This is a genomic window from Streptomyces sp. NPDC102258 (assembly GCF_055584685.1).
The window spans coordinates 290,913-302,957 of the sequence record NZ_JBVJLO010000005.1 but is presented as its reverse complement, the minus strand read 5'-3'; the positions used below and the strand labels follow the sequence as shown (position 1 = coordinate 302,957).

At 74.3% G+C, this 12,045-nt stretch carries 17 protein-coding genes; 12 read left to right on the top strand and 5 right to left on the bottom strand.

The window, feature by feature from the left end; translation table 11 throughout:
- Positions 1–107 precede the first annotated feature (107 nt).
- Positions 108–659, bottom strand: coding sequence for a GNAT family N-acetyltransferase (locus tag ACZ6ZT_RS11550; protein ID WP_469717938.1), 552 nt, complete (start codon positions 657–659; stop codon positions 108–110).
- Positions 660–865: 206 nt separating this feature from the next.
- On the opposite strand from ACZ6ZT_RS11550, the gene ACZ6ZT_RS11545 reads away from it, so the two are divergent.
- The 3 genes from ACZ6ZT_RS11545 (at position 866) to ACZ6ZT_RS11535 (ending at position 3,705) form a co-directional block, all read left to right on the top strand.
- A complete protein-coding gene (locus ACZ6ZT_RS11545) occupies positions 866–1,597 on the top strand; it encodes an alpha/beta fold hydrolase (RefSeq protein WP_469717935.1) in 732 nt (243 codons plus the stop codon).
- Positions 1,598–1,918: 321 nt separating this feature from the next.
- Positions 1,919–3,184 (top strand): molybdopterin-dependent oxidoreductase, encoded by a 1,266-nt coding sequence (locus ACZ6ZT_RS11540; protein WP_469718285.1) that lies wholly within the window; start codon positions 1,919–1,921, stop codon positions 3,182–3,184.
- Positions 3,148–3,705 carry a hypothetical protein gene (locus ACZ6ZT_RS11535; RefSeq protein ID WP_469717931.1) on the top strand — a complete coding sequence of 186 codons (558 nt, stop codon included), beginning with the start codon at positions 3,148–3,150 and terminating at the stop codon, positions 3,703–3,705. Before ACZ6ZT_RS11540 ends, ACZ6ZT_RS11535 begins: the two co-directional genes overlap by 37 nt.
- A gap of 25 nt (positions 3,706–3,730) precedes the next feature.
- Here the strand turns inward: ACZ6ZT_RS11535 and ACZ6ZT_RS11530 are convergent, their stop codons facing one another.
- The 3 genes from ACZ6ZT_RS11530 to ACZ6ZT_RS11520 form a co-directional block, all read right to left on the bottom strand.
- Positions 3,731–5,035 (bottom strand): MFS transporter, encoded by a 1,305-nt coding sequence (locus ACZ6ZT_RS11530; protein ID WP_469717929.1) that lies wholly within the window; start codon positions 5,033–5,035, stop codon positions 3,731–3,733.
- Between the two features lie 387 nt (positions 5,036–5,422).
- Complete coding sequence (locus tag ACZ6ZT_RS11525) at positions 5,423–5,584, bottom strand: hydrophobic protein (RefSeq protein ID WP_283454630.1); 162 nt, start codon at positions 5,582–5,584, stop codon at positions 5,423–5,425.
- Positions 5,585–5,703: 119 nt separating this feature from the next.
- Entirely contained in the window at positions 5,704–6,240 is a 537-nt protein-coding gene (locus ACZ6ZT_RS11520) for a DUF2231 domain-containing protein (RefSeq protein ID WP_469717926.1), read from the bottom strand.
- Positions 6,241–6,483: 243 nt separating this feature from the next.
- On the opposite strand from ACZ6ZT_RS11520, the gene ACZ6ZT_RS11515 reads away from it, so the two are divergent.
- The 4 genes from ACZ6ZT_RS11515 (at position 6,484) to ACZ6ZT_RS11500 (ending at position 8,716) form a co-directional block, all read left to right on the top strand.
- On the top strand, positions 6,484–7,518 hold the full coding sequence (locus tag ACZ6ZT_RS11515) for a YihY/virulence factor BrkB family protein (protein ID WP_469718282.1): 1,035 nt from the start codon (positions 6,484–6,486) through the stop codon (positions 7,516–7,518).
- 93 nt (positions 7,519–7,611) lie between these two features.
- Entirely contained in the window at positions 7,612–8,025 is a 414-nt protein-coding gene (locus ACZ6ZT_RS11510) for a phage holin family protein (RefSeq protein WP_469717924.1), read from the top strand.
- Positions 8,022–8,453, top strand: a complete 432-nt coding sequence (locus ACZ6ZT_RS11505; protein WP_469717922.1) for a DUF3618 domain-containing protein — start codon at positions 8,022–8,024, stop codon at positions 8,451–8,453. Before ACZ6ZT_RS11510 ends, ACZ6ZT_RS11505 begins: the two co-directional genes overlap by 4 nt.
- Positions 8,450–8,716, top strand: a complete 267-nt coding sequence (locus tag ACZ6ZT_RS11500; RefSeq protein ID WP_469717920.1) for a DUF4235 domain-containing protein — start codon at positions 8,450–8,452, stop codon at positions 8,714–8,716. The genes ACZ6ZT_RS11505 and ACZ6ZT_RS11500 overlap by 4 nt, the downstream gene beginning before the upstream one ends.
- A gap of 247 nt (positions 8,717–8,963) precedes the next feature.
- Here the strand turns inward: ACZ6ZT_RS11500 and ACZ6ZT_RS11495 are convergent, their stop codons facing one another.
- On the bottom strand, positions 8,964–9,458 hold the full coding sequence (locus ACZ6ZT_RS11495; protein ID WP_469717918.1) for a hypothetical protein: 495 nt from the start codon (positions 9,456–9,458) through the stop codon (positions 8,964–8,966).
- Between the two features lie 323 nt (positions 9,459–9,781).
- Between ACZ6ZT_RS11495 and gvpO the strand changes: the two genes are divergently transcribed.
- The 5 genes from gvpO to ACZ6ZT_RS11470 are packed head-to-tail and all read left to right on the top strand — an operon-like array spanning position 9,782 to position 11,868.
- On the top strand, positions 9,782–10,093 hold the full coding sequence (gene gvpO / locus ACZ6ZT_RS11490) for a gas vesicle protein GvpO (RefSeq protein ID WP_469717917.1): 312 nt from the start codon (positions 9,782–9,784) through the stop codon (positions 10,091–10,093).
- Between the two features lie 50 nt (positions 10,094–10,143).
- Positions 10,144–10,578, top strand: a complete 435-nt coding sequence (locus tag ACZ6ZT_RS11485; protein ID WP_469717915.1) for a gas vesicle structural protein GvpA — start codon at positions 10,144–10,146, stop codon at positions 10,576–10,578.
- The gene (locus tag ACZ6ZT_RS11480) at positions 10,575–11,294 is read left to right on the top strand and encodes a GvpL/GvpF family gas vesicle protein (protein ID WP_469717913.1); all 720 of its coding nucleotides are present in this window, start codon (positions 10,575–10,577) and stop codon (positions 11,292–11,294) included. The genes ACZ6ZT_RS11485 and ACZ6ZT_RS11480 overlap by 4 nt, the downstream gene beginning before the upstream one ends.
- A gap of 5 nt (positions 11,295–11,299) precedes the next feature.
- On the top strand, positions 11,300–11,536 hold the full coding sequence (locus ACZ6ZT_RS11475; RefSeq protein WP_469717912.1) for a gas vesicle protein GvpG: 237 nt from the start codon (positions 11,300–11,302) through the stop codon (positions 11,534–11,536).
- Positions 11,537–11,544: 8 nt separating this feature from the next.
- A complete protein-coding gene (locus ACZ6ZT_RS11470) occupies positions 11,545–11,868 on the top strand; it encodes a hypothetical protein (protein WP_469717909.1) in 324 nt (107 codons plus the stop codon).
- Positions 11,869–12,045: the final 177 nt, after the last annotated feature.

Below are 12,045 nucleotides of genomic sequence, written 5' to 3'. Positions count from 1 at the left end.
GCCGGTCGTACGACGATATTCCTCGCGGCCCTGTTCCTGCCCTTCCGGCATGGTGGGGACGCCTGACGGCGGGAGATGGCCGAAACGCGACGGTCCGGGCCGGGGGTTCAGAGCGCCAGGTGCATGAGGATCTCGTCGCGGTCGTCGCCCGGCGCGACCCGCAGCCCGCCGGGCCAGCGCCCGATCTCGCGCCAGCCCAGCCGGCCGTAGAACTCCTCCAGCCCCAGGCCGGCCCGTACGGCGATGTGCAGCTGCTCCAGCCCCATCTCCTGCCGGGCGAGCGCGCGGACGCGGTGCATCAGCGCCGTACCGATGCCCCGGCCCCGGAAGTCGGGGTGGGTCATGACGTGGTTGACGACACCGCAGTGCGCGACGAGAGGATGCGGGTCGCGGCGCACAACCAGCCACCCCGCGAGCCTTCCGTCGGCGGTGGCGACGAGCAACCGCGCCCGGTGCGGGTCGAGTTCGCCGAGCAGCAGGGTCATGACCGGGCCGGCCTGGCCCGTGCTCACCGGCGGCATGGGGAGCCCGCGGGGGATCACGGCCCCGCCGGCGTTGATCACCCGTACCCAGCAGTCGACGAGCTGGGCCCTGAGGTCCGCGGTCAACTCCGCCGGACGGCTGACCTGTGTGAAACCGGGCGTGTCCTCCATCGTCATGCGCTCCAGCGTGCCAGACGCCGCCCGCCGGGTCCGGGGGCGTTCCGGCCGTGGCCTCGACGCAGGTGCGGGCGACGCCGATCGCCGTCGCGACTTCGTCAGGTCGGATGCCCCGCGCGCGACCCGCGCCGCCGTGGCCGCCACTAGCCTGAGCCCGCGCACTCTGCACCCCGCCCCGCACGCCGTCCGACCGCGAGGAGATCCAGATGAGCACCTCCGCCCCCACCCCCACCCCCACCGCCGTCCTCGTCCACGGGGCGTTCGCCGACGCGACCGGCTGGACCGGCGTGATCGCGGAACTGCGGGGCCACGGCATCCCGGTGATCGCACCCCCCAACCCGCTGCGCGGCCTGGTCTCGGACGCCGCGTACGTCGCCTCCGTGGTCGCGCAGATCGACGGCCCCGTCGTCCTGGTCGGCCACTCGTACGGCGGTGCGGTCATCACCGTGGCCGGCGCCGCCGAGAACGTGGTCGGGCTGGTCTACGTGGCCGCGTACGTCCTGGAGGAGGGGGAGAGCCTCGGTGAGCTCCAGGGCCGCTTCCCGCCCACCCCGTTGGTGAGCAACCTCACGCAGTGGACGTACCCCGCCGCGGACGGCGACCCGGCGGTCGAGGTCACCATCGCCGTGGACGCGTTCCCGTCGGTGTTCGCCGCCGACGTGCCCGAGGAGGTCACGAGGATCATGGCCGTGACGCAGCGTCCGCTGTCCGGGGCCGCCTTCGTGGAGCGGGCCTCGGCGGCCGCGTGGAGGACCAAGCCGTCCTGGGCGCTGGTGGCCGGCGCCGACAGTGCGCTCCACCCCGAGGTGGAGCGCTTCGGCGCGAAGCGTGCCGGGGCCATCACCGTCGAGATCGAGGGCGCCTCGCACGCCGTCGCCGTCTCGCGGCCGAAGGACGTCGCCAACCTGATCCGCGAAGCGGTGCGCGCGACGGGCTGACCGACGCGGGCCGCGCGGGAGCGTCCTCCGGGCGCCCGCTCGCGGTCGCGCGTGGCGTGTCACACGGCCGGTCTCCGTCCCGGTACGGCATGTTCTCCTCAGCGGAGGATGTCCGATAGGCCCGGTGTGTACGGAGGTGGCTCGGTGGGCGCGACAGGCGGCGGGCAGGCGGACGGGGAGCGGGCGGACGGCGGGCGTGCGGGCGCCGGGCAGGCAGGTGGCGACCGGGCGGACGGCGGGCCGGACCGGCCTCCCCCCGCACCGGACGCCGGCGACGGGGCGAAGCGGCGGGCGGTCCTCCCGGAGCGGGCGCGTGCCACGCTGCGTTCCGTCATCCCCCCGGGGCCCCCGCCGGGGCCCGCGCGGCCGGAGTTCTGGCGCAGCCCCCTGCGGGGTCCGTGGCTGACGGCCGTGTTCGGGCTCGTCCTGCTGGCCGGCGTCACCGTCATGTTCGTGACCGGGCTGCTCTCCTACGCCGCGTACAACCCGGACCTCGCGCCCGTCAACGACCAGACCCCCGACAAGGGGTGGCTCGGCTTCTACCTGTTCTCCTGGCCGACCTCGCCGTACTGGCTCTACCGGCTGACCCAGGGCGTGCACGTGGTCCTGGGCATCGTCCTCGTCCCCGTCCTGCTGGCCAAGCTGTGGTCGGTCATCCCCAAGCTGTTCGAGTGGCCACCCGTGCGGTCCCCCGGCCACGGCATCGAGCGCCTGTCCCTGCTCCTGCTGGTGGGCGGCGCCGGCTTCGAGTTCGCCACCGGCATCCTCAACGTCCAGCTGCACTACATCTTTCCGGGTTCCTTCTACACCCTGCACTTCTACGGGGCCTGGGTGTTCATCGGCGCCTTCGTCGTGCACGTGGCCGCCCGGCTGCCCCGGGCCGTGCGCGCCGTCCGGGCCGGACCCCGGCAGCCGGCGGCCGGCACGCCCGAGGCGGCCGGGCTCGTCTCACCGCGGCCGGCGCCCCCGACCCTCTCCCGCCGGGGCGCCCTGGGCCTGGTCGGGGCCGGATCCCTGGCGCTGCTCGTGGTGACGGCCGGGCAGAGCGTGGGCGGCTGGTGGCGCCGGACCGCGCTCCTCGCCCCGCACGGCCGCGACCCCGGCTCCGGCCCCAACGGCTTCCAGATCAACAAGACCGCGGCCTCCGTCGGCATCCGGCCCGCTGACATCGGCCCGGCCTGGCGGCTGACCGTGCGCGGGGCGGGCCGTCAGGTCGTCCTGACCCGCGAGGAACTCCTGGCCATGGAGCAGCACGAGGCGGCCCTGCCCATCGCCTGCGTCGAGGGCTGGTCGACCCCCGACCAGCTGTGGAGCGGCGTACGGCTCACCGATCTGGCCGGCCTGGTCGGGCAGGGCACCGACACCCCGCGGGCGCTGGTGGAATCGGTGCAGCGGGGAGGCTCGTTCGGCTCGGTCGTCCTGCGGGACAACCAGGTGCGCGACCACCGCTCGCTGCTGGCCGTACGGGTCAACGGGGCCGTCCTCTCGCCCGATCACGGCTATCCGGCCCGGGTGATCGTCCCCGGCGCCCCCGGCGTCCACAACACCAAATGGGTCACCCGGCTGACCTTCGGGGAGCGGGCGTGAGCGGGGCGGGTACGGTCCGCCAGACCGCGTTCCGCCGCCGCTACGGGGCCTCCCCGCTCCATCTCCTCCTCGTACTCGCCTCCTTCGCGCTCGCCGCCTACGCGGGCCTGCGCCTGCTCAAGGGGAACACCGTGGGGGTGGCCCTGTGGTTCGTCGGGGCCGCACTCCTCCACGACCTCGTATTCCTCCCCCTGTACACGGTGACCGACAGGGCGGCACAACGCCTGTTCCCGGAGCGGGGGAGGGGGCTCCAGAACGTCAACTACGTACGGTTCCCGGCCTTCCTGTCCGGTCTTCTGCTGCTGGTCTGGTGGCCCCTCATCCTGGGCCGGGTCGACCACTACACCGCTGCCACGGCGCTTCCGGCCGACGGGTTCCTGGAGCGCTGGCTGCTGATCACGGCCGCTCTCTTCGCCGCCTCCGCGGCGGCCCTGCTCGCCCGCGCCTGGCACGCCTCGGCGCCGCGGAGACGAGCGGCAGGCCGACGCCGCCGGGAGGCGCGCCGCCCGCCCGCGGAGTGAGGGCCCCGCACTCCCCGCTGACCGGTCACCGGACGCCGCCGGCCCGTGAGGTGAGGTCGGCCGCGGTGAGGGGCATGGTCGTCAGACGGGACACGGGGGAGCGCCACAGGACGGCGACCGGCACCAGGAGCAGCAGCGTCCCGACGAGCAGGGCGCCGCGCACCCCGTACACGGTGGCCAGCCCGCCGCCCGCCAGGGCCGCGAAGGGCTTGCACCCCGAGGCGAGCCAGGTGGAGGTCTGCTGCGCCCGCGACCGCAGCCGCGGCGGGCAGATCTGCTGGCGCAGGGACCGCTGCGTGGTCCCCGCCACGGCGGCGGCCGCCAGCTGGAGGCCGCCGGCCAGGGCGAGGAGCGCCAGCCAGCCGGGGCCGGGGCGGGCGATCAGCAGGGGTACGTCCATCAGCGGACAGACGGCGAATCCGGCGAGCAGGGCCGGCCCGGGGCCCATGCGGGCCACGATCCGGGGCGCGAGCAGCGCCCCGCCGAGCGCCCCGGCGCCCGACACGCCCATGACGATGCCGAGCCCGGCCGGGCCCGCCTCCAGCGTGGTCAGCAGGTAGTACGCGAACAGGGCGCCGGTCAGGCCCACCCCGAGGCCGGTGACGGCGAGGGCCAGCACGAGGTCCCGGACCAGCGGGGTCCGCGCGGTGTAGGCCAGGCCCTCCCAGATCTCGCCGGCCATCCGGCGCCGCGCCCGCACCTCCCCGGCGACGGGCCGTCCCGGCTCGGGGATCCGGCTCGCGTACCAGGCGGACACCACGTACGACAGGGTGTCCAGCCAGAACGCCCGCGCCGCCCCGACCGAGGCGACGACAGCGGTCCCCAGGTAGGTGCCGGCGGTGTCCGCCGCGCCGAACGCGGCCCCCACCCGCGCGTTCGCCCGGTGCAGCAGGGCCGGCTCGACCAGCTGAGGGACGATCGCCAGGGCCGCCGCCTGGTGCAGCACGCCGACCGCGCCCAGCACCACCGCGACGGCGCACAGCACGGGAACGGACAGCCGGCCGGTCAGGGACGCCACGGGGATCACCGCGACGGCCACGGCGGCGGCCAGGTCGGTGCCCACCATGAGGGCGCGCTTGGGGTGCCGGTCGACGACGGCGCCGGCCGGCAGGGCCAGCAGGAAAATGGGCAGCCGGGCCAGGGCCGCGAGCAGGGCGACCTGCGCGGGGCCGGCGCCCAGCTCCAGCACGGCCACCGTGGGCAGCGCCACGAGGTGCACCGACGTGCCGACCAGGCTCGCCGACTCCCCGCTCAGGTAGGCCGTGAACGCGCGGTGGCCCCGCAGGGACGCCCCCTGGCCGGGCACCGGAGGCGGCGAGGACGCGCTCACCGCGGCCCGGCCCCGGGCCGGCCGCCCGTCCCGCTCGGGCCCCTCACCTCGTACCCGCGATGACGGGCGGGGTGGCGCGGCATGCGGGTGCGGGGGGCACGGCGTCCTCCGGAAGGGCACGGGACGGGTACTGGTGCTCCAAGAACGGCTCCGGAGCGAGCCCGTCACGGCGCTCCGAGGGGCAATCGGGGAACGGATGTGCTGCGGCCCCGGGGGCGGGCCTGCGAGCGCTGGCGGGGCGGCGGTGAAACTCGCTCGAACAGGGCCGTTCCTCCGCGCGGGGGATTGCCGGGGCCCGCACGACGACACGGCGGTGGCCTGCCACCCCCGGGGGAAGGGGGTGGCAGGCCACCGCCGTGCAGCGGCTGGGCCGCGTGCCGTCAGCGGCTACCAGCGGTACCAGCGGCCGCTGCCGCTCTTGGGACGGGCGACGAATCCGATCAGCCACAGGACCAGCACCGCGATGGCCACCCACCACAGGATCTTCAACGCGAAACCCGCACCGAAGAGGATCAGGACCAGCAGCAGAACGAGAAGCAGGGGAACCATGGGCATCAACCTCCGCAGCACCGTCTGCCCGGCCGCGCCCTCCTCATGCACGCGAGCGTGATCACCCCGGGGCATTCCACCCGGTCGGCCCAGCACCGGGAGGCCGCCCCGGGCGCCCCTCAGGCCGCGGGCTGGGACCCGACGGCCTGCCGGTAGGCCACGTGCCCGCCCAGCGCGCCGGAGAGCGCCACGGCGGCCAGCCCGCCCATCGACCACATCCGGCCCTTCGCCTGGTGGCCGCGCAGCCGGGCCGCCAGGGAGGCGGTGTAAAGGACCGCCACAGCCGCGTTGGAGACCGCGTGGGCGAATCCGACCCTGGCCTGCTCGGGCGGCAGGTCGGCCCAATCCACCCAGCCGGCCCACGCCGCCGGGGCGACCCCGGCCAGCCCGACCGCGGTGAGGGTCGTCGCCGCGTGCCGCGCCCCGGGTACGACGTCCAGTACGCCGGCCGACAGCCAGCATCCGATCGGCACCTGCACGAGAACGGGGTGCACGGGGTGGCCCAGCGGTCTGCCGCGCAGCACATCGCGCATCCCGCCCAGGGGCAGGGAACGGATGCCCCGCTGGAGCGCTCCGATCGCCGGATCGGCCACCGTCGTCCGTTCGAGCCGGTCAAGGGTCCTCAGCCACCACGCGGAGGCAGTGTGTGCGTTCATACCCCACGCCTACCCGGCTTCGCGCCGCGATCCCGGCCCGGCGCCGACTGCACCCGAACGACCCGCTCGCCGGCGGCCGGGCGGCGGCCACGGGATTCGGTGCGCCCCCGCTGACATGACTGGCCCGCGGATGGAAATTCGCTGGGTATGACACTCCCACCGAAGCGGGGCCATGGAAGCGACGGCGCCCGCGACCACCGCGACCACACCCCCGACACGCGTACGGCCGACGCGGGGCCGGTTATGGGACCGCCGGGACCGGCCGAGGGGCCCGGCGCGGGACCGTCCGCCGGACCGGACGCCGGACCCGACGAGCGGGTCGAGCACCGCGCCCCCGACCGCCTCCACGAGCTGCCCGCGCGGTCCTGGCGCGCGGTCCTGCGGGGCACGGTCAGGGAGTTCCGCGACGACGAGCTCGCCGACCGCGCCGCGGCCCTGACGTACTACGGAGTGCTCGCGCTCTTCCCCGCCCTGCTGGTGCTCGTCTCCCTGCTCGGGATCGCCGGTGACTCGGTGACCCAGCGGGTGCTGGACAACGTACAGAAGCTGGCCCCGGGCTCCGCAAGGGACGTGATCAGGGACGCCGTGGTGCAGCTGCAGGGCCGCAGCGGCGTCGGATCGCTGCTCGCGGTCGTCGGGCTGGTCGTGGCCGTGTGGTCGGCGTCCGGCTACATCGCCGCGTTCATCCGCGCCGCGAACGCCGTCTACGACATCCCCGAGGGCCGGCCCGTGTGGAAGGTGCTCCCGCTCCGCCTCGCGCTCACCGTGGCCCTGATGGTCCTCGCGTGTGCCAGCGCGCTGATCGTCGTCTTCACCGGCGGCCTGGCCCGGCAGGCCGGCACGGCGCTCGGGATCGGCGACAGCGCCCTGACCGTGTGGTCGATCGCGAAGTGGCCGGTCCTGGTGCTGCTGGTCACGGTCATGATCGCGCTCCTGTACTGGGGCGCGCCGAACGCCAAGGGGCGCGGCTTCAAGTGGGTCACGCCGGGCTGTCTCCTGGCCCTGGTGATCTGGATGCTGGCCTCCGCCGGCTTCGCCTTCTACGTGGCGAACTTCGCCTCGTACAACAAGACCTACGGCACGGTCGCCGGTGTGATCGTCTTCCTCGTCTGGCTGTGGATCACCAACCTGGCGATCCTCCTCGGGCTGGAGTTCGACGCCGAAATGGCCCGCCAGCGCGCGATCGCCGGCGGTCTGCCGAAGGATGAGGAACCGTACGTCCGCCCCCGCGACACCCGCGCCTGGAGCGAGGAGGACCGCCACCGCATGGAGCAGTGACGCCGGCCCACGAGGCCGCGTGCCCGCGCGATTGCCGGGTAGGCGCGAGCCGGGTGGCCCGATCAGAGCGAGGACGAAGGCAGAGGTGATGCCATGAGCACCGTAGGACGGGAAACCCGCGGCACGGAGGAGTCCGTGGGCGTGCTGGTCTCGCGCGCTTCCCAGCAGATCTCGGAGCTGGTGCGCGAGGAGATGCAGCTGGCCCGGGCGGAGATGACCCAGAAGGGCAAGCGTTTCGGGAAGGGCGGCGGCCTGGTCGGCGCCGCGGGCCTGATCGGCGTCCTGGCGGCCCAGGCCCTGGTCGCGGCGGCCATCGCCGCCCTCGCGCTGGTCCTGCCGGTGTGGGCTTCGGCCCTCATCGTCACGGCGGTGCTGGCCGTCGTCGCCGCGGTCGCCGCCCTGGCCGGCAAGAAACAGTTCGCCGAGGCGGGGAGCCCCGCCCCCGAACAGACCATCGACAGCGTCAAGGCCGACCTGGCCGAGATCAAGGAGAAAGCACACCGATGACGGACGACGACGCGCACACCCACATCGGCACACCCACCCCCGAGGAGCTGCGCGAGCAGGTCGAACGCACCCGCGACGAGCTCGGCGAAACCGTCGAGGCGCTGGCCGGCAAGGCGGACGTCAAGGCGCGGGCGAAGGAGAAGACCGCGGAGGTGAAGGGGCAGGCCGCCGAGAAGACCGCCCAGGTCGCCGATCAGATCCACACGAAGGCCCAGCAGGCCGCCGACCTGGCCGCACGCGCCTCCGAGCAGCTCGCCCAGACCACGAGCCGGGCCGCGCGGCTGGCGGCGGACAAGACCCCCGACCCCGTGCTCGACACGGCGGGCCGCGGCGCGGCGGTGGCCCGCGCCAACCGGGGGCCGCTGCTCGCCGCCGGTGCGGCCCTGGCCGTCTTCCTGCTGATCCGGCGGAGCCGGAGGTGCCGGTGAACGCGGTCAAGGTCGCCTACAAGCCGGTCGGGCTGGTGCTGGGCGCGGTCAGCGGCATGGTCGCCGGCGCCGCCTTCAGACAGGTCTGGAAGGTGGTCGAGGGGGAGGGCGACGCCCCCGACGCCACGGACGAGGGCCGTTCGTGGCAGGAGATCCTGCTCGCCGCCGCCCTCCAGGGCGCGATCTTCGCCGTGGTCAAGGCCGCGGTCGACCGGTCGGGCGCCGTCGCGACCCGACGCGTGACGGGCACCTGGCCGGGCTGAACGCCGCCCACGACGCGCGGCCCGACGGCCCCGGCCCCCAGGGGCCGGGGCCGTCGGCATGACCACGGGAAAGTACGTACGCGACCCAGCCCGCAGTCGGCCATCCGGCCGACGAGACCATGCCGGTGAACGGCGGAACCGCCCGGGCGACTCGCCCGGGCCGAGGCCGACGCCGCCTCCGGCGGCCGCTGCCCCCGGCACGGCAGCGACCAGGGCCGCGTGCCCTACGTGAACCAGCCGGAGCGGGTCAGCTCGCCCCGCTGACGACGGCGCCGGCCGCGTGCGCGCACACGGCGCCGACGCCGCTGTCGGCCGTCGGGATGCGCATGCGGCGCAGCAGGTCGCGCGTCGTGCGCAGGGTCACCGTGCTCTGCCAGGCGATGCCGGGATGGCGTGCCCGCAGGTGGGACAGGGCGCGCGTGTCGAGGCCGGTCGAGCGGAAGGCCCCGTCGATGTCGACGCCGGTGATCACACCCCGCGCGCAGGCGGCGCAGAGGCGGTAGCGGATCTGGCCGACCACCTTGCGGACGTGCACCAGGAGCAGGAACTCCTCGCCGGTGGCGCCGCGGCCGCCGCCGGTGGCACCAGACGTCAGGAACTCGATGCCGCTGTAGGCCAGGATCCGGCCGCGCAGCCGCCTCCTGAAAGGGTGCCGGCGCCTCGCCGCGTGGGCCGGGCAGCCCTCGGTGTCGCGGGCGGAGTGGAACAGCGTGCTGGTCGGGCGTGCGTGTTCTCCGGACATGCGACGCGTGTGCCCGGCCGTGGCCCGACGATGCTCACTCGTGCGGGTGCAGCGCTCCGGGGCCCTCGCTGACGGCCCCCGGCCCCGGTCGTGATGCGTGCGGACGCAGGGCGCGGGAATGCGCGGGGCGCCCCCGCTCGTCCGCCCGGTCGGCAGGGAGACGGAGCGCCGTACCCGCACCGGGCCGCACAGCGCGCCCCAACGCACCCGCACCACACGGCCAATCGGACATAGCGGAGCAAACAGCAACGACCCCTCCCGCACCCGGTTCCCCACCCGTTTGAGGCCCGGGGGGACGGCCCCATACGCGCCAGGAGGAAGTCATGGCCAACACATCTGACAACGGCACACAGAAGAAGGCGGACGAAGGGAAGCCCGCACGCCCCGCGGCGGTGATCCTTTCGGCGATGCAGCAGCTCTCCCAGCTGCTCGGCCTGCCGGCGGAAGCGGTGAGCTCGTGCGAGCGCGCCGAGGACGGCACGTGGAAGCTGTCGGTCGAAATCGTCGAACTGACCCGTGTCCCGGACACGATGACGCTGCTCGCCTCCTACGAGGTCGTGGCCGACGCCGACGGTGAACTCATCGGATACCGGCGCACCCGCCGCTACGAAAGGGGCCGCGCGGACCGCCGCTGAACAGCGGCACACATCCCGGCCCTGCCCCCAAGAGAAAGGGAACCGGAAAAATGACTGTCGTTCCTGCCCAGCCCGCTCCCGCCGCCTCCGGTGGCGGTGGTTCCAGCGGCCTGTACGACGTACTCGAACTCGTCCTGGACCGGGGTCTGGTGATCGACGCGTTCGTACGCGTCTCCCTGGTCGGCATCGAGATCCTCAAGATCGACATACGCGTGGTCGTCGCCAGCGTCGACACCTACCTCCGCTTCGCGGAGGCCTGTAACCGCCTCGACCTCGAAGCGGGACCGCGCAAGAGCCCGGGCCTGCCCGACCTCGTCGGCGACATGACCGAGTCCGGCGCGCGCGGCAAGACCAAGGGCGCCCTCAGCGGCGCCGCCCAGACCATCTCCGACGCCTTCAGCCAGGCCCGTGACGAGGGCTCGGAGGAGAAGACCGAGAGCCGGCCGCGCCGGCGCACCGCCACCCGCCGGGAGGAGAAGGAATGAGCACCTACGTCTACGGCATCACCCGCGCCGCACAGAAGCTGCCCGACACCATCGACGGGATAGGCGAACCGCCGCTGCCGGTCCGTACCGTACGGGCCGGGGAGCTGATGGCCCTGGTCAGCGACGCGCCCGCCGAACTGAAGGCGAAGCGGCGCGATCTCCTGGCCCACCAGCGGGTGGTGATCCAGGCACAGGTCGGCGGACCCGTCCTGCCCATGCGGTTCGGCGGCGTCTCGCCCGACGACGAGGCCGTCGGCGCGATCCTCAGCGAGCACCACGACGCCTACCTGGCCCGCCTGGAGGCGCTGGCCGGCCGTGACGAGTACAACGTCAAGGCCAGCCACCAGGAGGAAGCCATCCTCTACGCCGTGCTCGCCGCCGACGACCAGCTCCGCGCCCGGCACCAGGCCATGCGCGCGGCGGGCGGCGGCAGCCACGACGAGAAGCTGCAGTTCGGCGAACTCGTCGCCCGCGCCGTCTCCGACCGCGAGCGCGCGGACGCCGGCCTGATCGAACAGACCCTCACCCCGCTCGCCGAGGGAGTGCGCCGCGGCCCCGAGGGCACCGGCTGGCTCGCCAACCTCTCCTTCCTCGTCGACCGCGAACGCCGGGAGGATTTCCTCGCCGCCGTCCGCGCCCTGCACGAGCAGCACGAGCACCTCCAGGTCCAGGTGACCGGTCCGCTGCCGCCCTACAGCTTCGCCGAAGCGGGCTGACCGCCATGGGCCTGCTGAAGGAGGTCCTGCTGCTGCCCGCCGCACCGGTACGCGGCACCGCGTGGGTGCTGCGCCGGGTCGTCGAGGAGGCCGAACGGCAGTACTACGACCCGGCCGTGGTGCAGCGGGAACTGGCGCAGCTCGTCGCGGCCTTCGAGGCGGGCGACATGGACGAAGCCGAATTCGACCGCCGGGAGGACGAACTCCTGGCCCGACTGGAAAGCAGGATGCGACCGCAATGAACAACCGCATGGCAATGGGACTGGCCGTCAGCGCCGGCTACGTACTGGGCCGCACGAAGAAGGCCAAACTGGCCTTCGGCCTCACCACGCTGGTGCTCGGCAAGAAGCTGGCTCCCAACGGAGCGTCGGTCGCGTCCTTCCTCGGAAGCCGTCTGGGCGACAACCCACAGGTGAAGGAGATACGCGAGCAACTGCGTACGGATCTGCGCGGAGTGGGGTCGGCCGCGATGAGCGCCGTGGTCGACCGGCAGCTGGAGGCGGTGGCCGACCGGCTGCACGACCGCACGCTGGACGTACAGGACCGGCTGGCGGGGGCTGACCGGCGGCGGTGACGGCAAGGCCCGGGACGACGAGGAGGACGAGGACGACGGGGCCGAGGAGGGCGGCCGCCCGGAACCGCGCCGCAGCAGTCGCGGCAGCGGTAAGAGCCGGGACGACGACGCCGACGGCGGCGAGGGCGCTGACGACGGCGACAGCGGCCGGCAGCCCCGCAAGCGGGCGGCGGCGCC